This is a genomic window from Pseudomonas sp. Pseusp10 (assembly GCF_059492225.1).
In genome coordinates, this window is sequence record NZ_CP168528.1 from 2,148,242 (window position 1) to 2,171,761 (window position 23,520).

Annotated in this window: 22 protein-coding genes; 13 read left to right on the forward strand and 9 right to left on the reverse strand. The window is 60.0% G+C overall.

Annotated features, from left to right (window positions below; genetic code table 11):
- The first annotated feature begins 57 nt into the window (after positions 1–57).
- Positions 58–348 carry a hypothetical protein gene (locus tag ACEN8Z_RS09660; RefSeq protein ID WP_495597478.1) on the forward strand — a complete coding sequence of 97 codons (291 nt, stop codon included), beginning with the start codon at positions 58–60 and terminating at the stop codon, positions 346–348.
- On the opposite strand, the gene ACEN8Z_RS09665 is transcribed toward ACEN8Z_RS09660, so the two are convergent.
- Positions 345–818 (reverse strand): cyclic nucleotide-binding domain-containing protein, encoded by a 474-nt coding sequence (locus tag ACEN8Z_RS09665; protein WP_495597479.1) that lies wholly within the window; start codon positions 816–818, stop codon positions 345–347. The genes ACEN8Z_RS09660 and ACEN8Z_RS09665 overlap by 4 nt on opposite strands.
- A 214-nt stretch (positions 819–1,032) precedes the next feature.
- The gene (locus ACEN8Z_RS09670) at positions 1,033–3,087 is read right to left on the reverse strand and encodes a S9 family peptidase (protein ID WP_495597480.1); all 2,055 of its coding nucleotides are present in this window, start codon (positions 3,085–3,087) and stop codon (positions 1,033–1,035) included.
- Between the two features lie 215 nt (positions 3,088–3,302).
- On the opposite strand from ACEN8Z_RS09670, the gene ACEN8Z_RS09675 reads away from it, so the two are divergent.
- From ACEN8Z_RS09675 to ACEN8Z_RS09685, 3 genes are read left to right on the forward strand one after another with little or no spacing between them, the layout of a single operon-like run.
- A complete protein-coding gene (locus ACEN8Z_RS09675) occupies positions 3,303–3,800 on the forward strand; it encodes an MFS transporter (protein ID WP_495597481.1) in 498 nt (165 codons plus the stop codon).
- A gap of 32 nt (positions 3,801–3,832) precedes the next feature.
- Positions 3,833–4,609 carry a class II glutamine amidotransferase gene (locus ACEN8Z_RS09680; protein ID WP_007984810.1) on the forward strand — a complete coding sequence of 259 codons (777 nt, stop codon included), beginning with the start codon at positions 3,833–3,835 and terminating at the stop codon, positions 4,607–4,609.
- A gap of 13 nt (positions 4,610–4,622) precedes the next feature.
- Positions 4,623–5,165: a DUF2937 family protein gene (locus ACEN8Z_RS09685; protein ID WP_495597482.1), complete on the forward strand. Its 543-nt coding sequence runs from the start codon at positions 4,623–4,625 to the stop codon at positions 5,163–5,165.
- Between the two features lie 44 nt (positions 5,166–5,209).
- Here the strand turns inward: ACEN8Z_RS09685 and ACEN8Z_RS09690 are convergent, their stop codons facing one another.
- From ACEN8Z_RS09690 to ACEN8Z_RS09705, 4 genes are all read right to left on the reverse strand, one after another.
- Complete coding sequence (locus ACEN8Z_RS09690; protein ID WP_495597483.1) at positions 5,210–7,321, reverse strand: TonB-dependent receptor; 2,112 nt, start codon at positions 7,319–7,321, stop codon at positions 5,210–5,212.
- 15 nt (positions 7,322–7,336) lie between these two features.
- Entirely contained in the window at positions 7,337–8,548 is a 1,212-nt protein-coding gene (locus tag ACEN8Z_RS09695; RefSeq protein ID WP_007993799.1) for an MFS transporter, read from the reverse strand.
- On the reverse strand, positions 8,538–10,460 hold the full coding sequence (locus ACEN8Z_RS09700; RefSeq protein ID WP_495597484.1) for an IucA/IucC family protein: 1,923 nt from the start codon (positions 10,458–10,460) through the stop codon (positions 8,538–8,540). Before ACEN8Z_RS09700 ends, ACEN8Z_RS09695 begins: the two co-directional genes overlap by 11 nt.
- A 112-nt stretch (positions 10,461–10,572) precedes the next feature.
- Positions 10,573–11,502 (reverse strand): LysR family transcriptional regulator, encoded by a 930-nt coding sequence (locus ACEN8Z_RS09705; protein WP_007993803.1) that lies wholly within the window; start codon positions 11,500–11,502, stop codon positions 10,573–10,575.
- A gap of 146 nt (positions 11,503–11,648) precedes the next feature.
- Here ACEN8Z_RS09705 and ACEN8Z_RS09710 point away from each other — a divergent pair, with 146 nt between their 5' ends.
- The 4 genes from ACEN8Z_RS09710 to ACEN8Z_RS09725 all read left to right on the forward strand — a co-directional run bounded on the left by ACEN8Z_RS09710 (position 11,649) and on the right by ACEN8Z_RS09725 (position 15,385).
- A complete protein-coding gene (locus tag ACEN8Z_RS09710) occupies positions 11,649–12,935 on the forward strand; it encodes an MFS transporter (protein WP_495597485.1) in 1,287 nt (428 codons plus the stop codon).
- A gap of 73 nt (positions 12,936–13,008) precedes the next feature.
- Positions 13,009–13,761 (forward strand): 5-oxoprolinase subunit PxpA, encoded by a 753-nt coding sequence (locus ACEN8Z_RS09715; RefSeq protein ID WP_495597486.1) that lies wholly within the window; start codon positions 13,009–13,011, stop codon positions 13,759–13,761.
- Positions 13,758–14,462: a 5-oxoprolinase subunit PxpB gene (gene pxpB, locus ACEN8Z_RS09720; protein ID WP_495597487.1), complete on the forward strand. Its 705-nt coding sequence runs from the start codon at positions 13,758–13,760 to the stop codon at positions 14,460–14,462. Before ACEN8Z_RS09715 ends, pxpB begins: the two co-directional genes overlap by 4 nt.
- The gene (locus ACEN8Z_RS09725) at positions 14,459–15,385 is read left to right on the forward strand and encodes a 5-oxoprolinase subunit C family protein (RefSeq protein ID WP_495597488.1); all 927 of its coding nucleotides are present in this window, start codon (positions 14,459–14,461) and stop codon (positions 15,383–15,385) included. Before pxpB ends, ACEN8Z_RS09725 begins: the two co-directional genes overlap by 4 nt.
- A 103-nt stretch (positions 15,386–15,488) precedes the next feature.
- Here the strand turns inward: ACEN8Z_RS09725 and ACEN8Z_RS09730 are convergent, their stop codons facing one another.
- Both ACEN8Z_RS09730 and ACEN8Z_RS09735 read right to left on the reverse strand, forming a co-directional pair.
- Entirely contained in the window at positions 15,489–16,667 is a 1,179-nt protein-coding gene (locus ACEN8Z_RS09730) for a vWA domain-containing protein (RefSeq protein ID WP_007984827.1), read from the reverse strand.
- Between the two features lie 11 nt (positions 16,668–16,678).
- Positions 16,679–17,524, reverse strand: a complete 846-nt coding sequence (locus ACEN8Z_RS09735) for an AAA family ATPase (RefSeq protein WP_007984829.1) — start codon at positions 17,522–17,524, stop codon at positions 16,679–16,681.
- A 205-nt stretch (positions 17,525–17,729) separates the two neighbouring features.
- Between ACEN8Z_RS09735 and ACEN8Z_RS09740 the strand changes: the two genes are divergently transcribed.
- From ACEN8Z_RS09740 to ACEN8Z_RS09760, 5 genes are all read left to right on the forward strand, one after another.
- Positions 17,730–17,960 carry a DUF4160 domain-containing protein gene (locus tag ACEN8Z_RS09740; protein ID WP_495597489.1) on the forward strand — a complete coding sequence of 77 codons (231 nt, stop codon included), beginning with the start codon at positions 17,730–17,732 and terminating at the stop codon, positions 17,958–17,960.
- Positions 17,948–18,454, forward strand: a complete 507-nt coding sequence (locus ACEN8Z_RS09745) for a DUF2442 domain-containing protein (protein WP_007993811.1) — start codon at positions 17,948–17,950, stop codon at positions 18,452–18,454. Before ACEN8Z_RS09740 ends, ACEN8Z_RS09745 begins: the two co-directional genes overlap by 13 nt.
- A gap of 224 nt (positions 18,455–18,678) precedes the next feature.
- On the forward strand, positions 18,679–19,653 hold the full coding sequence (gene cysK / locus ACEN8Z_RS09750; RefSeq protein WP_495597490.1) for a cysteine synthase A: 975 nt from the start codon (positions 18,679–18,681) through the stop codon (positions 19,651–19,653).
- 213 nt (positions 19,654–19,866) lie between these two features.
- Positions 19,867–20,805 carry an aspartyl/asparaginyl beta-hydroxylase domain-containing protein gene (locus ACEN8Z_RS09755; protein ID WP_007993815.1) on the forward strand — a complete coding sequence of 313 codons (939 nt, stop codon included), beginning with the start codon at positions 19,867–19,869 and terminating at the stop codon, positions 20,803–20,805.
- A gap of 696 nt (positions 20,806–21,501) precedes the next feature.
- Positions 21,502–22,365 (forward strand): DMT family transporter, encoded by an 864-nt coding sequence (locus ACEN8Z_RS09760; RefSeq protein ID WP_495597491.1) that lies wholly within the window; start codon positions 21,502–21,504, stop codon positions 22,363–22,365.
- A gap of 191 nt (positions 22,366–22,556) precedes the next feature.
- Here ACEN8Z_RS09760 and ACEN8Z_RS09765 read toward each other — a convergent pair whose 3' ends face one another.
- Positions 22,557–23,465, reverse strand: a complete 909-nt coding sequence (locus tag ACEN8Z_RS09765) for a DMT family transporter (RefSeq protein WP_495597492.1) — start codon at positions 23,463–23,465, stop codon at positions 22,557–22,559.
- Between the last annotated feature and the right edge of the window lie 55 nt (positions 23,466–23,520).

Sequence of the window (23,520 nt, forward strand, 5' to 3'; positions counted from 1 at the left end):
CAAACAGACGCAGTTGGGAGTAGCCTGTTTATGACGACAAGGCCAACGGAGCCATTGATGAAGCGCACCATTCTAACGGTCATTGCCCTGGCCGCGCTCTCGATAACTGCAGTGCAGGCCCAACAGCTGCAATCGATTCCCGTCAGCCCCGCACCGATGCCCGGTTCGCCCGGCACCGCGACGCCCACGCCGTACCCGCAAATCAGCCCGGTGCCTTTGCCTAAAGTCGGCCCCGGCAGTAGCGGTCCGCCGTTGGTGCCGATTGAAAGGCCGAGCCCGCCGATCAAGGACCAGCCCGTGCCGGGGCTGGAGTTCAATCCGCCGAAACCCAAGTCACCGGGCGGCTAGACCTGCTGCGAAAGCAGTTGGCCGTCGGCCATGCGCAGGCGTTTGGAGAGGGAAACGGCGAGGGCGCGGATGATCTTGGCGGCGATTTTCGGTGCGTCGTTGAGCATCTTTTCCAGCGAGTCCTTGCCCAGGTTGAGCAACTGGCAGTTGCTTGCGGCCACGCAACTGGCCGAGCGCCGTTCACCATCGAGCACGGCCATTTCGCCGAACGAGCGGCCACTGCGCAAGGTGGCGATGGTGACTCGTTGCCCGTCAGCGGTGGTTTTCTGCACGGCCACCTGACCGGCATGGATGATGCACATGAAACTGCCAGCATCGCCCTCCTGGAAGATCTCCTCGCCCTGGGCAATAGTGCTGATACTGAAGTAGCCCGAAGCCGCGGCGAAGTCTGCCGGCAGCAGTTGATTGAATAGGCCGCAATCCATCAGCCAGTCGCGAATTTCGTTGTTCAGAAAGGTTGATTCAGACATGTCGTCACGGTCTTTTTTGTGAATGTTGCTGACTCGAATTTGAATTCACCGCAAATCCCCTGTGGGAGCGAGCTTGTTCGCGATTGCGGCTTCACAGGCAACGCTAATGTTGATTGTGCTGACGCCATCGCGAGCAAGCTCGCTCCCGCAAGGGGTACAGGTTGTATCGCCTGTCGGTGTGCGCAATTAAGACTGGCACACCGCGCCAGGTTCCTCAGGCAATACCCAAAACCTTGAACAAAAATGCATATTCGAGAGCTACGTCACGCAATCCCTGATATCGACCGCTCATCCCGCCATGCCCGGCTCCCAGTTCAGTCTTGAGTAGCAGGGGGTTGCTGTCGGTCTTGGTCGCGCGCAATTTCGCCACCCACTTGGCTGCTTCCCAATACTGCACGCGGCTGTCGTTGTAACCGGCGATCACCAGGGTCGCCGGATAAGCTTGCGCGGTGACGTTTTCGTAGGGGGCGTAGGCCTTGATCCGATCATAGACATCCGGCTCCTCAGGGTTGCCCCACTCGTCGTATTCCGTCACGGTCAACGGCAGGTCAGGGTCGAGCATGGTGTTGAGTACGTCGACGAACGGCACTTCGGCGATGGCGGCGCCAAACAGTTCCGGCCGTTGATTGAGCACCGCGCCGATCAGCAAGCCACCGGCACTGCCACCGCTGATCGCCAGTTGCGAAGGGCTGGTATAACCCTGGGTAATCAAGTGTTCGGCGCAGGCGATGAAGTCGCTGAAGGTGTTGTGCTTGTGCTCCTGCTTGCCGGCGCGATACCAGGCTTCCCCCAGTTCGCCGCCGCCACGCACGTGGGCAATGGCAAACGCCATGCCGCGGTCCAGCAAGCTCAGGCGCGCATGGGAAAACCACGGGTCGAGGCTTTCGCCATAGGCGCCATAGCCGTAGAGGTACAACGGCACGGGTTTGCCGAGGTCATCGCGTTTGATCACCAGGCTGACAGGCACTTGCGTACCGTCCGGTGCGGTCGCCCACAGGCGCTGGCTGACGTAGGCATCGGCGTCGAACGGACCGAGCACCGGGGTTTGCTTGAGCACTTTCTGCTCGCCGGTCGCCAGTTCAAGCTGACGGATTTGCGCAGGACGGTTCAATGCCTCGTAACGCAGGCGGATCTTCGCGCTATCGAATTCCAGGCTGTTTTGCACGTGCAGGCTGTAGGCTGCATCCGGCAGTTGCACACGATAGGGCGCCAGGCCTTGCGGGTGAACTTCAATGACCGGCAAGCCGCCGACCCGCAGGCTGAGGGTCATGGCCCCGGTGTTCAGGCTGATGCCGTCGATCATCACCGTGTCGCTGTGGGGGATCAGGTTCTGCCAGTCGGCTTCGGTCGGCACGGCGCCGGTATCGACGGCTGTGTACAAGGCGAAATTGATGCCGTCACGGTTGCTGCGAATGAACCATGTCGGTTGACCGTCGAGTACGCCGTGGTCGACGTCGTACTCATGATCCTCAACCCGTGGCGCCAGGCAGGTGAACGCCTGCTGGGGCTGGGAAGCATCGAGGACCCAGACTTCGCTGGTGGTCTTGCTGCCCACGGACAGCAGCAGTTGCTGTTCGGAACTTGAACGATAGCAATGCATGAAGAAGCGACCGTCCGGCTCATGGAACACTTCTTCGGCTGCCGTGCCGTCCAGGCGATAGCGGTACAGCTTGTGCGGACGATGGGTATCGTCCAGTTCGCCAAAGAACAGCGTCAGGCTGTCGTTGGCCCAGGTCATGCTGCCGTCACAGTCCTGGAATTCCAGCTCGCTGACGCGGCCGTCGGACAACTCCTTCACGAACAGCGTGTAAATCTCGTCGCCGCTGGAGTCGATGCTGTAGGCCAGGCGCTGGTGATCCGGGCTGATGCTGAATGCTCCGAGCGAAAAGAAACCGCCGTTGGCCAGTTCGTTCGGGTCCAGCAGCAGTTGTTCGCGGCTTTCGTCGAGGGTCAGGCTGTCATCGGCCGGACGCGGGCAGCGGTAGTGCCGGGCGTATTCGTCACCCGCCAGGGTGCGGGTGTAATACAGATACGGTCCCCACGGCGAGGGCAGGGACAAATCGGTCTCGAGAATCCGCCCCTTGATCTCTTCGAACAGGGTTTCGCGCAATCCGGCCTGGTCGGCTGTTTGCGCTTGCTGATAGTTGTTTTCGGCTTTCAGGTAGTCGAGCACTGCATCGGTGTCGCGCTCTTGCAGCCAGGCATACGGGTCGGAGCCTTCAGCCTTGTGGGCAATCGGAGCGTCGCAAGTGTTGGCGGATAGGGGCATGAAGGGTTCTCGAGCAGTGTACGGAATAGGGGCCTGGCAACCTGTGGGAGCGGGCTTGCTCGCGAAGGCGTTGGGTCAGTCAATATCATTGTTGAATGATAAGCCGCATTCGCGAGCAAGCCCGCTCCCACATGGATAGCGCTCAACAGTCAGGCATTGATGCAGCCTGATGGGCGAAAAGCCGTTATCATAAGCGCCTCTTTGCCTGCCTTGCCATGGACACCATGACCGAGAACGACTATCTGATCGCTTGGGGCCTCTACGCCTTCGCCGCTTTGGGCTGCCTGTTGGTGTGGATGCGCTTGACCCGCTGGATGTGGCGTTGGCTACGTGAGCCACTGCGGCTGGCGATGGCCGTGCTGCTGTTCAGCCCGACCATCATCGACCCGGTCAAGGATAAAGTCGCACCGGCCGTCGCCATTACCGCGCTCGACCTGCTGTTCAAGGTCGGCAACAACGCCTGGCGGGCGATTTCCGATCTGCTCATGTACAGCATGATCGCGTTCGGCCTCTATCTGGTGCTGGTGGCGATACGTTTCCCCATCGAGCGCGCCTCCAACGCCCGCAAGGAGCGTGAGGCCGTCGCCAAAGCCGCCGTCCGCGCCGAGGAGCCTGAGGATGATCAACCGTTCGGCGGTGCCGGCGATGATCGTTATGGCCGTCCCCCCGTGCCGAGCAATCCTCAGCGGATGCGAGTCGAACCCCGTCTGTAACCTTGCCCCTGCGATTGAGCGAGAGTCCGAGCATGTGTGAGTTATTGGGCATGAGCGCCAATGTCCCGACCGATATCGTGTTCAGCTTCACCGGGCTGATGCAGCGCGGCGGACGCACCGGCCCACACCGCGATGGCTGGGGCATTGCCTTCTACGAAGGCCGTGGATTGCGGCTGTTCCAGGATCCGGCGGCAAGCTGCGAGTCGGAAGTCGCGAACCTGGTGCAGCGCTATCCGATCAAGAGCGAAGTGGTGATCGGGCACATCCGCCAGGCCAACGTTGGCAAGGTCTGCCTGTCCAACACGCATCCGTTCGTCCGAGAGCTGTGGGGGCGTAACTGGTGTTTCGCCCACAACGGGCAGTTGGCGGATTTTCAGCCAGCGGCCAGTTTCTATCGCCCTGTGGGTGATACCGACAGCGAGGCGGCGTTCTGCGATTTGCTCAACCGTGTGCGTGCGGCGTTCCCCGAGCCGGTCGAGATCGAAGCGTTGCTGCCGGATCTGGTGGCCGCTTGTGCTGAGTACCGCAGCAAAGGTGTATTCAACTGCCTGCTCAGCGATGGCGACTGGCTGTTCTGCTATTGCTCGACCAAACTGGCGCAAATCACCCGTCGCGCACCATTTGGCCCGGCGCGCTTGAAAGATGTCGACGTGATCGTCGACTTTCAGGCCGAAACCACACCCAACGATGTGGTCACCGTCATCGCCACCGAACCCCTGACCGAAAACGAAACCTGGACCCGCTACGAACCGGGTCAATGGAGCCTGTGGCGACGCGGCGAATGCGTCAGTCAGGGCAAGACCGAATAAGGATCCGCTTTCCATGTTGCTCAGTTATCTACGGCTGGTGTTGTTTGCGGCGGGCCTGTTGATCGGTGTCCAGGTGCCGGGCTTCATCAACGATTACGCCAAGCGTGTCGAAGCCCATCTGATCGAGGCGCAAGCCGGGTTGAGCGGCTTTCAGAACACCGCCAATCAGTTCTTCAAGGGTGACGTGCAGGCCCTGGTGGCCCATTACCGCGCCAGCGAGGACCCGATCTTCCGCAGCGACGCCGACAGCCTGAGCAACCTGCTGACCCGTCAACTGGCGCTGGACAAGCAATTCCAGGCGATGCAGGGGCCGTGGTACATCCGCTTCCTGCAAGTGGTGCTGGCTGCCGATCCGGACATCCGCAAGGAAACCTGGAATGGCTACAGCTACCAGATCCTGTTGACACCCGAAGCGATGGTCTGGGGCATGAGTGGCGCGTTGCTGCTGTCGTTGGGGATCGAGTGCCTGTTCCGTCTGATCGACTGGGTGGTGCTGGGTGGCAAGCGTCTGCGCCAGAGCCGGCCGATCGAAGAGCGGGATTTACGCGGTTTGTAACACCGTCGAACGTCAAGGAGCCGGCAAGCCGGCTCCTTGCCTGGTTACCAATCAATCGAATAGGTCATGCTCAAGGTACGGCCTTCGGCATTGGGGAATGGCACTCTGGCGTTGGCCTGGGCGAACAGGTTGACGTACGTGCGGTTGGTCAGGTTGTACACCCCGCCTTCCAGGCGACCGACTGGCAGGTACACGGAGCCGAGCAGGTCCACCAGCGTATAGCCTTCGATGTCGCGTCCGTTGTTGTCCTTGGCGGCAGCGTCGTAGCTGGACAGGTGCATGCCTTGCAGGCGCAGGTTGTAGTCTTCTTCGGTGTAGCCGACGAACAGCGTGGTTTTGGCCGGTGAAATACGTGTCGCCGGCAGATCGATCCATTTGCCGTTCTGCCGGGTCTCGCCTTTGGCCCAGGCATAGGTGCCACCCACCGACCAGTGATCGGTCGCGAGGTAGGTCAGGCTGTTTTCGATGCCGCGAACCCGTTCCTTCTGGTTGATCAGACGCAAGACACGGTCATTGGCATCGTAGAACTGGGTCACGTCCGAGGTATTTTCATAGACGGTGACGTCGGCCTGCCACTGGTCCCAGTTACCGCGCCAGCCCAGCTCGTAGCTGTCGACCTTGATGGCCTGGGCGTTGAGGCTCTGGATGTCGAAGGTGCTGTTCACGTCACGCAGGAAGCGCTGGATGTCCGGCAGCGAAAACCCCTGGCTGTAATTGGCGAAGACGTCCTGGTTTTCACTCAGGTGATAGACCGCGCCCAGGTTATAGAGCGTGGCGTCGTATTTGAGGGTGTCACCGGGCAGGATGGCGCGTACGCCGGTCTGGACGATCTGACCGTAAGCGATGCTGTCGGAGACCTCGCTTTCGATCCATTCGCGGCGCACACCGCCACGCAAGGTCCAGTCACCGATGTCCCAGGACATCTGCCCGAACAGCGCCTTGGTGGTGGTTTCGATATCCGGGCCCATCTCGTAAGTGGTGCCAGTCTTGGTGTAGGTCAGCCCTTTGAGGGTGTATTGGTCTCCGCGCTGGCGGGAGCGTTCGTGATCATAGTCGGCGCCCCAGACCAAGTTGCCTGTGGCGCTGCCGATGGCCGGCAACGGCGTGTCGATGGCTGCACGCAGGCCGTAAACATCCTGCACGCTGTTGTTGTCAGAGATCCCGGCCTTGCCCCGTGACAGGTCCGGGAAGAACAGGGCGTCGGCCCGGCGCCAGTAACTTTCCAGCTGCAGGCCCTGGCCGTAGAAGTCGTTGTCGGTGTAGTTGAGGTTGGCCGCCTGATTATGCGTGTAGGGCTGGTCGTCGAGTTTCAGTCCTTTGACCGCCACGGCCTGTTGCAGGTTTTTCGGGTCTTTTGTGTAGCCAGTGTCCTGCTGGTCCTTGTAGTCCTGCAACGACAGGCTGAGTTTCTTATCGGCATCCAGTTCGTAACCGAAACGACCTTGCAAGTCATAGGTTTCGGTGTCCATGTTGCTGCCCTGGGAGGTGTCCTGAGGGATGCGATTGCCGTTGCCGTCGAACTGATCGTTGCGCTGGGTCAGGTCGGCGGACACGTACCAGTCCAGGGCATCCTTGCGCCCGGTCGCACTCTGAAAGGCCTCGTAGGCGAAACCCTTGCTGTTGAGGTTGTTGCCGCTGGTCAGGCCCAGTTTGCTGCTGTAGGCAAGGTCCTGACCCTGGTTGCGCTTGGTGATGATGTTGATGATGCCGCCCGAAGCACCGGCACCATAAATGCTGCTGGCGCCGGAAACCACCTCGATGCGTTCGATGCTGGCCGGTGCGATGCTGTTGAGCTGGCGGAAGTTGTCACGGGTGGCGTTCTGCGACACGCCGTCGATCAACACCAGCATGTTGCGCCCGCGCAGGGTCTGGCCGAAGTTACTCATCCCGCCGCTGGATGGCGCCAGGCCGGGAACCAGTTGCCCCAGAATGTCGGAGACCCGACGCCCGGCGCCACTCTGTTGGCGGATCTGTTGTTCGTCGATCACCTGGACCGAGCCTGGAATCGAGGCAATGGTCGCTTCGCTGCGAGTCGCGGAAACGACGGTGGCTTGCATGGTCAACGTGCCGGGTTGCTGTTCGGTGTCCTCGGCCCAGGTCTGGGCGCTGACGGAGCCGAGCAGCGGAATCAGCAAAGAAAGTTTGGTTCGGGTCATGAGAGGGTCTTTTTTTTAGTCGTGATAAGTGTGGGTAGATAAAACTGCGGGGGCAGGTGTGGAGGTGAATGAACGCACCCAGCGGATCCCGATGGCGGCCAGTGCGTAGGTCAACGCCACCAGCCAAAAACTGTGGGCCAGCCCGACCAGCCCCATGCCGATCCCGCCGAGGACGGCACCGAGCAGGGCGCCAGCCTTGGCCGCGCTGTTGCCCAGGCCGAGGGCAAAACCCTGTTGGCTCGAAGACACGGTGTTGGCGATCAGTGCATAGGCGACGGGGAGCAACGCGCCTTGCCAGATGCCCCAGACCAGACGGCTGACGAGAAAGCCCAGCCATTCGTTGGCCAGTGCCGTGGCCGCTAGCGTCAGGGCGCAGAGCCAGGCAACGCCTTCAATGACGCGCAAGGTGTAAGCCGGCTGCCAGCGGTCGAACAGACGCCCCCACAGCGGTGCGCAAATGGCCAGTGTCGCGGCGCTCGCGGCGTAAGTAGCGCCGATCAGCCAGCCCGGCGCGTGCAGAATGTCGGCGACATACAGCGCGTAGAAGGGTTGCGGCATCATCTTCGCGGCTTGAATCAACACGATCACCAACAGGATTCCACCGAGCCAGCCTTTAGGCAGGGCCACCGGCGCAACCGGTTTCTTCGTCGAGGCTCGCGCCTTGTCGGCCGGCAGGAAAAAGCTCCCCAGTGCGCACAGCAGGCAAATCGCCGTCGCGCCATAACAGAGCAGGGCAAACCCCGAGATGTCCATCAGCCAGCCGCCCAGTACCGGGCCGATCAACGAGCCGACGGCGGTTGCCGATTGCAGACGGGCCAGGGTGTGACCGCGCCGGGAGCTGTCGCAGCAGGCCAGGGCATAGGCTTGCGCGGCGGCGAGAAACCCGGCCAATGCGCCTTGCATCACGCGAATGCCCACCAGCAGCCACGGGTCGAGGGTAATGGCCGCCAGCCCCTGGCACAGCGCAAGAGCCAGCAACGCCCGAACGATCATCGGCTTGTGCCCGGTGCGATCACCCAGCCGCCCCCATGCGGGCGTCAGCAGCATGGCCGCCAGCATCGGGCCGGCATAGACCAGCGCCGACAGCAGCGCGGTGTAGCCGGCGCCCTCTGGCCCAAGCAGATGCTGGATCTGCAAGGGCCAGAACGGACCGCTCATTTCCATCGCACCCATGGAGACAAACTGGATGACGATCAGCAGTCGCAACGCACGACCATCAGCGAGCATCGGCGTTGGTTCGCAGCGGATTGCTCAAGCGTCCGACGATGTCGGCGTGGCTGTCGTGCAAGCGCATGCGCATGAACGATTTGGCCGGCCAATCCTGTTCCAGCAGCGCCTGACGCTCGCTTTCCCAGCGCGCCGGTTCGACGTGCTCGCGTACGCTTTCGAAGCACTGCTCAACGTGCGTAGCCAAGCGCTCCCAAAGGATATTTTCCGGCACATTCCAGTGGCGGGCGCAGAGCAACGTCAACTCGCCGAGGTGGCACATGAACGTGGTGTGCAGGAGTTTGTCGCGGACAAATCCGGCGTCGTCGTACAGGGTCATTTTCGGGTCGTGCAACTGGATATCCAGACCCTTGGCGTGCAGGGTTTTGCGATCAATGCGAATGTCGCCAAAGTCACGCAGCAACAACCGATTCAACTGCCCGTCAGCGCCCATCACCATGAAGCTGTTTTGCTGGTGCGCTTCGAACGCCACGCCATACATCAGGTAGATGCCCAGCAGGCTCGGGACGGCAATCGACAGGTAATCATCGAAGAACGCCAGCATGGCCTCGCTGTCGTCACGGCCCTGAGCCAGTTGCACCCAGTCACGCAGCAACGGTTGTTCGAATTCGTTGACGGCGAACAGGCTGCCGACCGGCACGGCCAGTTCGCCTTCCTGCAGCAGGGTCAGCGGGTTGTCGCGGTACAGCACAGCGGCATGCCGGGACCGTTCGTCATTGGCCGGTTGTGGCGCGTAATGCACGCCGATGCGCTCCGGCACGATGTTCAGCAGGCGCTGAATCTGCGGTTCATGATCGAGAATCTGCAGTATCAGTTGGCTGATGCGCGGTCCCATTCGGGCCGAGCGCGGCGACACGGTGCGCTGCACGCTGGTCAGTCGCAGGGCCACCGGCAGTTTGACCATCGGCGCAACGCGGCTGGCCTCGGGTACGACCGTGCGGAAGGACATGGTCGGGTGGCCGGTGAAGGCAACGATGTCGGTGATGATCAGCAGGTTGTCGGCGATCTCGCCGGCGAACGAATTGGGCAGTTCTTCATTGGCTTGCCATGGGTGCGACGGCAGCGGGAGGTAGTCCGCTGCCTCCAGGCCCCGTTGCTGCAAATGGCGCTGCAATTGTTCAGCGGCCTGCGGGAAGTGGCCCTGCCACCAGTCCCAGTAATCGGCGGTACCGGACAGTGACTCGACGTGAGTGTACTGACGGTGCAGGGCGCACAGCACAATCGGAAAGCTCGCTTCGAATTCCGGCGAGAAAGCGATGACCTGCGCGGCGCTCAGGCCCAGTTTGGTCTTGTAGTTCGGATGCCAGGGATGGCCGAGCGTGCCCCACTGTTCGAGCAGTGACGTCGGGTTCTGGTGGTCGGGGCTGGCTTTGAGCCAGGCGAGCAGATTGTTGTCGTGTCTGGTGTCGATCTGCTCTCTCAGGCGCTCGGTCCATCCATGGTGGAACGCCAGGCACAGGGTGTCGTTGCTGTAGCTATCGTCCAGCTCGCAGGCCAGGCGTTCCAGGACTTGCGGGGAGGCGGGCGGGTTGAGCTGAGTGCCGAGGTGAGCGAGCAGTTCGCTGGGCAACTGGATCTTGTGGGGCAGGTTGTCGGGGGTGTGCAGGACGATGCTGCCGCGCACATCCCAGCTGTTCATCCTTCCGCCCGACAGGTGATCGAAGCAAAGGTGCGCACCGTCGCCAAGCGGCAGCCAGCAACGGCTGTTGTCGTCGTATTCGCAGGCGTCGGGGTTGATCAGACCTTCGCGAAACAGCGCCTGGATCAGGCGTTGGAAGCAGCGCTGGGCGGCGGGCTCCAGGGCATTGCTCAAATGATCGAGGGTGATGCGGTGGGACTGGAAGGCCTGAGTGCCGAGGGCTTCGCTCCAGTGCGAGAGCAATTGCTGCTGTTTTTGCGTGTAAGCGCGCATCAAGTCCGACTCCTTCTGGACAATGGTTTAGCTGAAAGCGCGCAGAGAATACATTTTCCAAATAATAATGCAAATGATACTGTTTCCTACTTGTGATGTAGAGAACTCCTCTTCAGAGTCTGGCCTGGGGTTTGCTCAAGACCATGTAGTGCTCGCCCACCTTCTGCGCATAGTGCTCCACCACGTTCTGACACAAGGTCACGATCTCTTCGACCCACTCTGCGCCGACCCGCCATGACACCACTACTTGCAGGTTGGGCGGGCGTTGGTCGATTGCCAGCAAGGTCAATTCGCCGCGGGCCAATTCTTCGCTGACCAGCACTGGCGGTAATGCACCAATACCGAAGCCGTCACGCAGCAATCGGGTAATCGCCGACACCGAGTTCACGCAGTTGAGCCGTGGCGCGAGCACGCCATTGGCCTGCATCAGGCTGAGCACGTCCTGATGAGGATGGGAGTTTTTCGAGTAGGTAATGATTCGCTCACGCGCCAGTTCGGCGACGTTCGTGTAATTGCGGTTGTAGATCGAGTTGCTGGCGACGATCCAGCCAATTGGGTGGCTGGCCAGTTCCAGGCTGCGCACGCTTTCCTGCCGCAGCAGGTCGGTTTGCAGGATCACATCGAGGAAGCCTTTTTGCAGCTGATCGCAGAGGTTGAGCGAGGTATCGGCCACCAGCTCGATTTCCACCAGCGGGTAGTGATCGGTCATCTGCGCCACCAACGGGCTGAGCCAGGTATGGATCACCGTGTCCATCACGCCGATGCGCACCCGTCCGGCCTTGCTCGAACGGGTCTCGATCGACTGCTTGAGCGCCTGCATGGTGTCCATCATCTGCTCGGCGTAATCGAGCACTTTCAAGCCTTCGGGCGTCAGGCTCACACCGCGTGAATCACGCAGGAACAGCTTCACTCCGAGCTCGCCTTCAAGCACTGCAATACGGCTGGAAATCGAGGCCTGAGTGGTGAAGAGCTTGTCTGCGGTCAGGCGGAAACTCTTGAGTCGGGCGACCCAGACAAAGGTCTCGAGAAACTTCAGGTTCATGGGATAAAGATTTCTTATGCCTAAGGCGGGGTTTTATTAGTTGGACTCAGCAGGGGTGCGGGTCCAAGAATCGACGCATCCGGTTCCCACGATAGGCGTCGTCGGGGCTCAGAACAATACCAATAAAATCAGCGCGGAGAATTGCCATGAGTGCGCCCGACACCCCCGTCATTGCGAAGGTCACGGCTCGCCCGGGACCTTTCGACTGGTATCGCAACATCAATCAGCAGGAGCGCCGCACCTTCTGGAGCTGCAAGATCGGCTATGGCCTGGATGGCATGGACACCCAGATGCTCAGCTTCGTGGTGCCGACCCTGATTGCCATGTGGGGTATCACCACCGGCCAGGCCGGGCTGATTCACACCAGCACGTTGATCGCTTCGGCCATCGGTGGCTGGGTGGCGGGAATTCTTTCCGATCGCATCGGCCGTGTGCGCACCTTGCAACTGACGGTGCTGTGGTTTGCCTTCTTCACCTTCCTCTGCGGCTTTGCCCAGAGCTACGAGCAACTGCTGATTGCGCGGACCCTGATGGGCTTCGGTTTTGGCGGCGAGTGGACGGCCGGCGCCGTGCTGATCGGTGAAGTCATTCGTGCCCAGGACCGTGGCAAGGCTGTGGGCATGGTGCAATCGGGTTGGGCGTTGGGTTGGGGGCTGACCGCGATTCTGTACGCGCTGCTGTTCTCGGTCATGCCACCGGAAGACGCCTGGCGTGCGTTGTTCATCCTCGGCATCGTGCCGGCAATTTTCGTGATTTTTGTCCGCCGCCTGGTCAAGGACCCGGAAATCTATCGTGAAGCCAAAGCCAAGGAGGCGCCGAGCAATCCTTCGAAGTTCTACGAGATCTTCGCCCCCGGCATGCTCTTCACCACGATTCGCGCTTCGTTGCTGACCACCGGTGCGCTGGGCGGCTACTACGCGATCACGTCCTGGCTACCGACGTTCCTGAAAAACGAACGTGGTTTGAGCGTACTCGGCACCGGCGGATATCTGGCGATGGTGATCATCGGTTCCTACGTCGGTTACGTCATCAGTGCCTATTTGACTGACATCCTCGGACGTAAAAAGAACTTCATCCTGTTCGCCGTGGGCTCATTCACCATTGTGTTGCTGTACACGCAAATGCCGGTCAGCAACGGCGTGATGCTGTGGCTGGGCTTTCCGTTGGGCTTCTTCGCCTCGGGGATTTTCAGTGGCATGGGCGCGTTTCTGACCGAGTTGTTCCCCACGCGCATTCGCGGTTCGGGCCAGGGTTTCTGCTACAACATCGGCCGGGCGCTGGCGGCGTTGTTCCCGCTGCTGATCGGTCTGCTCAGCCAGACCGTACCGCTGAGTGTGGGCATTGGTGCCTTTGCGGCAGTTTCCTACGGTGTGGTGATACTCGCGGCCCTGAGTTTGCCGGAAACCCGTGGCAAGCAACTCGACGCCCAGTAACTGATAACCTGCGGGCATGTCTTACAGATATGTCCCGCAGCTAAAAAGAACAAAGCCTACAGGAGTGTTCAGCGTGAGCCGCCTGCTATTGAACTGCGACATCGGCGAGAGTTTCGGCAGCTGGACCATGGGTCTGGACGCAGAAATCATGCCCTTCATCGATTGCGCCAACGTCGCCTGCGGTTTTCACGCCGGCGACCCGAGCATCATGCGCAAGACCGTCAACCTGGCCCTCAGCCACGGTGTGCAAATTGGCGCGCATCCGGCCTATCAGGATCTGGTGGGCTTCGGCCGCCGCTCCATGGCGTATGCCACCCAGGAACTGCAAGACATCCTGCATTACCAGATCGGCGCCCTCGACGGCATCTGCCGGGCCCAGGGCGGCCGGGTCAGCTACGTCAAACCCCATGGCGCGATGTACAACGACATGATGGCCAACCCGGCGCAGTTGCGCGCCGTTTTGCAAGCGGTGGCGTCCTATGACCGCAGCCTGCCGTTGATGTTGATGGCAACCCGCGACAACAGCGCTGCCCAACAAATGGGCGATGAGTACGGCGTGACGCTGTGGTTCGAGGCCTTTGCCGATCGTGCTTACGACAGCGCCGGCAGGCTGGTATCGCGACAACTGCCGGGAGCGGTGCATCACGACCCGGAAAAAATCATCGAGCAGGCACTGACCATTGCCCGTGGCGATCAGCTCACCGCCAGCGACGGTAGCGCACTGCATTTGCAGGCCAACACCCTCTGCGTGCACGGCGACAACGCCAGTTCGGTCGCTGCCGTGCAACGCATCCGTGAAGCCTTGAACCGGCAGAGTGGGTCATGAAGCTGCGGGTGGAAGTGGTGGCGCTCGATTGCCTGATGGTGCGCCTGTTCGATGAAATTGCCGAAACCAACATGCCGTGGATGCTGGCGGCCAGTGAGAGTCTGCGCACGGCGTTCGCTGAGCATTTGATCGATCTGGTGCCGTCCTACACCACTTTGATGGTGCATTACGACTTGAACGCATTGAGTCCCGCCCAGGCGCGGGAATTGATTGCCCAGGCGCTGATCGATCTGTCGCCCAATGCGCGTACTCGCGGCACCTGTCATGTGCTGCCGGTGTGGTACGACTTGAGTGTCGGTCCAGAGCTGAGCCTGTTGTCGCAGCGCAGCGGATTGGCGGTCGAGGAGGTGATCCGTCGTCACAGCGAGCGTGAATATCAGGTGTTTGCCCTGGGCTTTGCGCCGGGCTTCGCCTTCATGGGGCTGGTGGACGAGGTGCTTGCCGCACCGCGTCTGAACACGCCACGCAAGAAAGTCGCCGCCGGCAGTGTCGGCATCGCCGAGCGGCAGACGGCGGCTTATCCGGTGGTGTCGCCAGGCGGCTGGAACCTGATCGGCCGTACGCCGGCCAAATTGTTCGATCGCAACCGTGACGGTTACAGCCTGATGCAGCCAGGTGACACCGTACGGTTCGAAGCGGTCGGTTATGCCGAGTTCATTAACCTGGGCGGTGACGATACGCCACTGGAGGTCCAGGCATGAGCCGTCTGACGATTGAAGCGAGTACGGCTCTGTGCCTGTTGCAGGATGCCGGTCGATTCGGCGTGCGCCATCTGGGCGTGACCCAGGGCGGAGCGGCCGATTGGCGTTCGATGTCCTGGGCCAACTGGCTGTTGGGCAACGAACTGGATAAGCCGGTTATCGAAATCACTCTCGGCGGGTTCACCGTCGTTGCCGAGGAAGAGTGCGTGCTGGCCTTGGCCGGAGCGGATCTTGGCGCGCAGGTGGACGGTGAGGCGCTGGCGCCGTGGCGCAGTTTCAGGCTGCACAAAGGTCAGCGTTTGCAATTCACCCGGCCGTTGCTCGGCGCCCGGGCCTATCTGGCGGCGCCGGGTGGGTTTGATGCACCGAAAGTATTGGGCAGTAGCGCGACGGTGGTCCGTGAGGAACTCGGCGGCCTGGATGGAATGGGCCATGCGCTGGGTAAGGGCGCCTTATTGAGCTACTCAGGGAACTCGCTGGTAATGCTGCGGGAGTTGCCGAGCGAATGGGTACCGGATTTCACCGGTGACCCGGTGCTGGATCTGGTGCTCGGTGCGCAGATCGGCGAGTTCAGCGGGCAAAGCCTGTTCGACGCGTTCAATAGCACGTGGAACCTCGACAGCCGTGCCGACCGGATGGGGATTCGTCTGTTGGGCACGGCGTTGCAGTACCAGGGCAAACCGATGATTTCCGAAGGCATTCCGTTGGGCGCGGTGCAGGTGCCGCCTGACGGGCAGCCGATTGTGCTGCTCAATGATCGGCAGACCATTGGTGGGTATCCGCGTCTGGGGGCGTTGACGCCGTTGGCGCTGGCGCGGTTGGCGCAGTGTTTGCCGGGTGCATCGGTGAGGTTACGGCCGGTGGTGCAGGATGTTGCTCATCGCGAGCAAGTCGAGTATTTGCAGCGTTTCAGCAACCGCTAAAAGCTTCGCGAGCAAGCCCGCTCCCACATTGGTTTTGTGCAAGACACAGATCAAATGTGGGAGCGGGCTTGCTCGCGAAGAGGCCTTCACAGCCGACGAACTTCTACTTGGACAAAAACCGCATCCCTTCTTCCAACCCGCGAAGTGTCAACGGATACATCTGGTCCTCAATCAAATCCCGCACAATGTTGGTCGATGAGGTATAGCCCCAGGTATCTTTCGGATACGGATTGATCCAGATGAGCTTCTTGTACTTTTCCTTGAACCGCTGCATCCACACGTAGCCGGCTTCTTCGTTCCAGTGCTCGACGCTGCCGCCCGGCTGAGTGATTTCGTAGGGTGCCATGGCGGCGTCGCCGATGAAGATCACCTTGTAGTCGGCGCCGTACTTGTGCAGCAGGTCCATGGTCGAGGTGCGCTCGGAGGTGCGGCGCATGTTGTTCTTCCACACCGATTCATAAATGAAGTTGTGGAAGTAGAAGTACTCCAGATGCTTGAATTCGGTCTTGCAGGCCGAGAACAACTCTTCGCAAATCTTCACGTGAGCGTCCATCGAGCCGCCGATGTCGAACAGCAGCAACAGCTTGACGGTGTTGCGCCGCTCCGGCCGCATCTGGATGTTCAGCAAGCCGGCATCCTTGGCGGTGTGATCGATGGTGCCATCAATATCCAGCTCTTCCGCCGCGCCCTGACGGGCGAACTTGCGCAGGCGGCGCAGGGCGACCTTGATATTGCGGGTGCCCAGCTCGACCGAATCGTCGAGGTTCTTGTATTCGCGCTGGTCCCAGACCTTGGCTGCCTTGCCCTGGCGCTTGCCGGCGTCGCCGACCCGAATGCCTTCCGGGTTGAAGCCGCCGGAGCCGAACGGGCTGGTGCCACCGGTGCCGATCCACTTGTTGCCACCGGCGTGGCGTTCCTTCTGTTCCTCGAGGCGTTTCTTGAACTCTTCGATCAGCTTGTCCAGGCCGCCGAGGGACTGGATCGCCGCCCGCTCTTCATCGGTCAGCGAGCGTTCGAACTCCTTGCGCAACCAGTCTTCGGGAATCAACGCCTGCAGGTGATCGTCGAGTTTTTCCAGGCCATTGAAGTAGGCACCGAACGCGCGGTCGAACTTGTCGAAATGCCGTTCGTCCTTCACCAGGATCGCCCGGGACAGGTAATAGAATTCGTCCATGTCGGCGAAGGTCACGCGCTGTTTGAGCGCGTTGATCAGGTCCAGCAGCTCACGCACCGAGACCGGCACCTTGGCTGCGCGCATTTCATTGAACAGGTTGAGCAACATGGCGTTGACCCTTATCGAGTGCCGCGACGACTCATGAACGCCAGACGCTCAAGCAATTGCACGTCCTGTTCGTTTTTCACCAAAGCGCCGGCCAGCGGCGGGATGGCCTTGGTCGGATCGCGCTCGCGCAGCACCGCTTCGCCGATGTTGTCGGCCATCAGCAGCTTCAGCCAGTCCACCAGCTCGGAGGTCGAAGGCTTCTTCTTCAGACCCGGCACTTTGCGCACGTCGAAGAACACGTCCAGCGCTTCGCTGACCAGGTCTTTCTTGATGTCCGGGTAGTGCACGTCGACGATCCGCTGCATCGTCACGCGATCCGGGAAAGCGATGTAGTGGAAGAAGCAGCGGCGCAGGAACGCGTCCGGCAGCTCTTTCTCGTTGTTGGAGGTAATGATGATGATCGGGCGCTTTTTCGCCTTGATGGTCTCGTCGATCTCGTAAACGTAGAACTCCATCTTGTCGAGTTCTTGCAGCAGGTCGTTGGGGAATTCGATGTCGGCCTTGTCGATTTCGTCGATCAGCAGGATGACCCGTTCTTCGGATTCGAAGGCTTCCCAGAGCTTGCCCTTTTTCAGGTAGTTGCGAACGTCGTGGACCTTTTCCGTACCGAGCTGCGAATCGCGCAGGCGGCTGACCGCGTCGTACTCATAGAGGCCCTGGTGAGCCTTGGTGGTGGATTTGATGTGCCAGGTGATCAGCTTGGCGCCAAAGGATTCGGCCAGTTGCTCGGCGAGCATGGTCTTGCCGGTGCCCGGTTCGCCCTTGACCAGCAACGGCCGCTCCAGGGTGATGGCGGCGTTGACCGCAAGCTTCAGGTCATCGGTGGCTACATAGGCCTGGGTGCCTTCGAACTTCATCTGCTAATCCTCGAACGGTAACGCCGACCTGAGCGAGGCAGGGCGGGGGCGTAATAAAAGAGTCAGCCCCGACTATAACGCGGTGCCCGCTCGACTGTGAACGCAGACGGCTTATTCAGTCTCTGAATGGGGCGTCACATCTTGACTCAGTCTCGGCTGCTGGCCAGTATTGAGCTATCGCCATTTTGGCGATAGCTTGCCGGGCATGTCTACTAAATACCGATTTCGCGATACGTATCGCATTCAGTTGCGCGAAAAGGATTATCCACCACCCCATGTTCATCTGACGGGTGGCGGGCTGGACGTCATGTTGAGCCTGGAAACTGTCGAAGTGATGGTGGGCAAGGCGCCGCCGCTGATCGTCAAGGAAGCTCTGGAGTGGGTCAGGGCCCACCAGACTCAATTACTGGAGGAGTGGAAACGATGCTACCCATGAAACGCCCACGGCTATCGGCAGTGCAAGCATTGCCGGATTACCGATTGGCGCTGACGTTTATCGATGGCCAGCAACTGCTGCTCGATTTGAGCCGCGACCTGCTGGCCTATCCAGGCCTGCAACCTTTGCAGGGAGACGCTTTTGCTCATGCTGCATTGGGCGACGATGGCTGGAGTGTCGAATGGCCTGAACTGGATATCCAGATTGGTGCAGACACACTCTACCTGGATGCCTTGGCGCAAAATGCAGCCGATGAGAACACCCGAATCTTTATCGACTGGCGTGCTCGCACCGGGTTACCGCTTAATCAGGCGGCTGAAGCGCTGGGGGTCAGTACCCGCAGCATCACCCGATACAGCAGTGGTCGCGAAGCGGTGCCGCGATCGTTGGCCTTGGCCTGCCTGGGTTGGGATTTCCTGCAACAGCAATCGAATTCGCCCCGTGCGGCAGAAGACACTGGCCGGTACATCGTCACGCGCAAAAAATTGAGGTAGTTGCGCACCAGATAGAGCAAGGCGATGTGTAGCGATATCAGCAGCACAACCAGGCCGATGAGGGGCAGCAGAGGCCAGTTGTATCGACGTTTCATGGTGGCAAGTCTCTGGCGATCCAAAGCCATTGACTGCACTGATAAGCGGACGTTCGACCCGACTGGACGCCTGCGGGCAAGAGGCTTACCTTGATGCCCTATTTCCATGCTGTCGTTAAGGACCCAGCCATGAGCCGCATTTTCATTGACAACGCCCACTCCATCGGCAACACGCCGCTGGTGCAGATCAATCGCATTGCGCCGCGCGGAGTGACCATTCTGGCCAAGATCGAAGGGCGCAACCCCGGTTACTCGGTCAAGTGCCGGATCGGCGCGAACATGATCTGGGATGCCGAGAGCAGCGGCAAACTCAAGCCGGGCATGACCATCGTCGAACCCACCTCCGGCAATACCGGCATCGGCCTGGCCTTCGTGGCCGCCGCCCGTGGCTACAAGTTGATGCTGACCATGCCGGCGTCCATGAGTATCGAACGCCGCAAGGTGCTCAAGGCACTGGGTGCCGAACTGGTGTTGACCGAGCCGGCCAAAGGCATGAAGGGCGCCATCGAGAAAGCCGGTGAAATTGTTGCCGGCGACCCGTCGAAGTACTTCATGCCGGCGCAATTCGACAATCCGGCCAACCCGGCCATCCACGAAAAAACCACCGGCCCGGAAATCTGGAACGATACCGACGGCGCAGTCGACGTGCTGGTGGCAGGCGTCGGAACCGGTGGAACCATCACCGGAGTTTCACGGTATATCAAGAATACCCAGGGCAAGCCGATACTCTCGGTGGCGGTGGAACCGGCGGTGTCGCCGGTGATCACCCAGGCCCTGGCCGGTGAAGAAATCAAGCCGAGCCCGCACAAGATCCAGGGCATCGGTGCCGGTTTTGTCCCGAAGAACCTCGATTTGTCGATCGTCGATCGGGTGGAACTGGTCAGTGACGAAGAGTCCAAGGTCATGGCCTTGCGCTTGATGCAGGAAGAAGGGATTTTGTGCGGGATTTCCTGCGGCGCCGCCATGGCAGTGGCCGTTCGGCTGGCGGAGACCCCGGAAATGCAGGGCAAGACCATCGTCGTGATCCTGCCGGATTCCGGTGAGCGTTACCTGTCGAGCATGCTGTTCAGTGATCTGTTTACCGAACAGGATAATCAGCAGTAAACGCTAAACATTGGCGGATCCTGGCTGGTGGTGATGGATTTTCATCAGCCAGCGTTCAGGCGCCCTATGTTAGGAAACTCTTTGTTACATGCTTGTTAATATTGAATGTTGAAAAGTGCAGGTTTTGAACCGGGTCGGTAGTGTTTATCATGCTGGCAGCCATGTCGGGCAATGGACGTGGCGCAGTGTCGCTTATCTTCAAAGGAGTTGTTGATGACCTTATCGTTTGCTGCGAAGGCCTCGTTGTTGCTGCTGTTTCTCGGCAGCACCCTCTATGTGCATTTACGCGGCAAGGCGCGTCTGCCGGTTTTGCGTCAGTTCGTTAACCATTCGGCACTGTTCGCCCCCTATAACGCCTTGATGTACCTGTTTTCCGGTGTGCCTTCGAAACCGTATCTGGATCGCAGCAAGTTCCCGGAACTGGATGTGCTCAGGGACAACTGGGAAGTGATTCGCGACGAAGCGATGCACTTGTTCGACGAGGGGTATATCCGTGCGGCGGCAAAGAACAACGACGCCGGTTTTGGCTCGTTCTTCAAGAAGGGCTGGAAGCGTTTCTATCTCAAGTGGTATGACAAACCGCTGCCTTCTGCCGAAGCCCTGTGCCCGAGAACCGTGGAGCTAGTCAGCCGCATTCCCAACGTCAAAGGCGCCATGTTCGCGCTGCTGCCGGGCGGCAGTCACCTCAACCCGCATCGCGATCCGTTTGCCGGTTCCCTGCGTTATCACCTGGGGCTGTCGACACCGAACTCCGACGATTGCCGCATCTTTGTCGACGGTCAGGTTTACGCCTGGCGCGATGGTGAAGACGTGATGTTCGACGAAACCTACGTGCACTGGGTCAAGAACGAAACGGAAAAGACCCGCGTCATCCTGTTCTGCGATATCGAGCGTCCACTGAACAATCGCTTCATGGCCCGCATCAATCGCAGTATCAGCGCCTGGCTGGGTCGCGCCACGGCACCTCAGAATCTGGACGACGAGCGTGTGGGCGGGATCAACCGGGCCTACGCCTGGAGCAAGAACTCCAGCGATAAATTCAGTGGCTTGGTCAAGCAATGGAAGCGGCGCAACCCCAAGGCCTATCGGGTACTACGCCCGGTACTGGCGGTGGTGGTGCTGACGTTGTTGGGGTATTGGTTGTTTGGTTGAAACCGGATACAGAATAAAAAACCGCTCACAATGAGTAATGCCAGTCAGTTAAGCGGTAATGCGATCTGTAGCAGCTGCCGAGCCCGCGAGGCTGCGTTCGGCTGCATGGCAGTCGTGAGTCCTGCTGACGCAGCCTGCCTGACGTACCGCAATGACTGATTTTACGACTGCTTCGCAGCCGAACGCAGCCTCGCGGGCTCGGCAGCTGCTACAAAGGGTGTCGCGGCTGAAGTTGCTTAACTGACTGGCATTACTCATTGTGAGCGGTTTTTTTTATGGCTCTTCACGCAATCCCTGAATGCTCCTACTACCGCACAATGCGGACTCTGTGCCAACTGTCGTTGCCAAATCGTTGCAATCCCTGTCGTACGCTGGTTATAGTCGGCGCACAGTGAGTTTCGGACTCACTTTTTATCCCCCGAGCAAAGATCAGCCCAATGCCTGCATTCCACATCAACGCGGTAGTCGATTCAGCGGTCAACGCTGGTGTCGTGCCGTGCGGGAATCAGCAGCCCGGGCAGATCAGTCATTACCCCCCACCTGTCAGTAGCACGCCGGTGTGCGCAGTCGTATCACCGCCAGGCGTTGGCATTTCGGGCTGATCAGCTTTCATCTGCTGTCCCATGCCCGCCTGAAAAAACTACTGAACTTCAGCTCTTGCTGAGTTGGCTTTTTGCCTGACTACAGGTGGTATTCATGTTTGTTCTTTCGAAAAAGTCCGCGTTCGCGGCGGCGTCCACGAGCCTGTTCGTTCTGCTGTGGAGCAGCGGGGCGATTTTCTCCAAGTGGGGGCTGGCCCACGCGTCGCCCTTTGCCTTCCTGATGTTTCGTTTCGTCATCGCGCTTTGCGGTCTGGTGTTGCTGGTGCCGTTGCTCAAGCTGAAGTTGCCCAAGGGCGGCAAACCGATGCTGTATGCGATGGCCACCGGTGTGGTGTTGTTGGGGGCTTATCAGATTTTCTATCTGCTGGCCCTCGACCTGAAAGTCACGCCCGGGGTGATGGCGACCATCATGGGCGTGCAGCCGATCCTCACCGTGGTGCTGATGGAGCGTCAGCGCTCCTGGAGCCGGATGTTCGGCCTGGCCCTAGGGCTGACGGGGTTGATCATGGTGGTCTATCAGGGCATCGGACTGGCCGGGATGTCGCTGGCCGGGATGCTTTTCGGTTTACTGGCGTTGGCGAGCATGACGTTTGGTTCGATCATGCAAAAACGCATCACCGACAATCCCCTCGGCACGCTGCCGGTGCAGTACCTCGCAGGACTGTTGTTGTGCGGAGCTTTCGTACCCTTCCAGCCGTTTCACTTCGAACACAGCAGCGGTTTCTTCCTGCCGGTGCTATGGATGGGACTGGTAGTGTCGGTGCTGGCGACGCTGTTGCTGTACCGCTTGATCGCCCGGGGCAATCTGGTGAACGTCACCAGCCTGTTTTATCTGGTGCCGGCGGTAACGGCGGTGATGGACTACCTGATTTTTGGCAACCGCCTGGCGCTGTTGAGCCTGCTCGGCATGCTGTTGATCATCGTCGGACTGGTGTTTGTGTTCCGTAAGTCTGCGTAAACCCGAGAAGGCCTGGAGCATTGCTCCGGGCCTTTGTGATTTTTGGCGTCTGATCAGCCGCCTTCGCAGGTAAGCCCGTTCCCACAGTATTTGATGTTGTACACAAAATTTGTATGCGACATCGAACCCTGTGGGAGCGGGCTTGGTCCGGGCGGCGTTCCGACGAAGGCGTCATCTGCCTCGCAACAATCCTACCGGTCAGCCACCAAACCCGGTTTCACAGCAGCCGGCTTCAACACCAGCCACAGCGCCAGCGCAATCAACATCCCGCCATAGACATGCGCCATCGACAGTGGCTCATCGAGAAACAGCGCCCCCCACAACACACCGAACAGCGGGATCAAGAAGGTCGTGGTCATCGATTTCACCGGGCCAATGGAGCTCAGGAGCCGGAAGTAAATAATGTACGCAAACGCCGTGCATCCCAGCCCCAGGCCCAGCAACGACAGCCACACGCTCCAGCCGCCCCAGTTCGCGGGTGGTTGGCTGATCACGCTGTAGCCGAACAGCGGCAGCAGGAACAACGTCGCGCCGAGCATGCTGCCCAGTGCCGACAAACGGCTGTCGAGGCCACCGGCCTGGTCGAGCCAGCGCCGGGCGAGAAAGCCGGCAAAGCCGTAGCAAGTGGTTGCGAGCAGGCAGGCAACGGCACCCATCAGCAGTTCGATATCGAACGCCACCGGACCGGCACGGGTCAGCACGCCCACGCCAAACAGCCCCAGGAACACGCCGCCGAGCTTGGCACCAGTGAGCCTTTCATGGAAAAACAGGCCGCCGATCAGCACGCCCATCAAGGGGGTCGTGGCATTGAAAATCGACGAATAACCGGCAGGTAGCACCTGCGCGGCCACCGAATAGAGCGTCGCCGGAATCCCGGAGTTGATCACTCCGAGCAGCATCACGGTTTTGAGTTTGCCCTTGAAGTCCCAACTCATGCGCATCAGCCCAAGAATCACCAGCAGTCCGGCAGCGGCTATTGATACACGGAAAAAAGCGGTAGGAATGCTGCCAATCACCGGGGCGATGATGCGCATGAACAGGAAACTCGCTCCCCAAATGGCCGCCAGGGACAGTAAACGGAAAATATCGACGGGGTTCACAGCGCGGTCCTTCCTTGATGGAGGGGCGAAAGTGTTGCTGAGTGTGTGATTGATG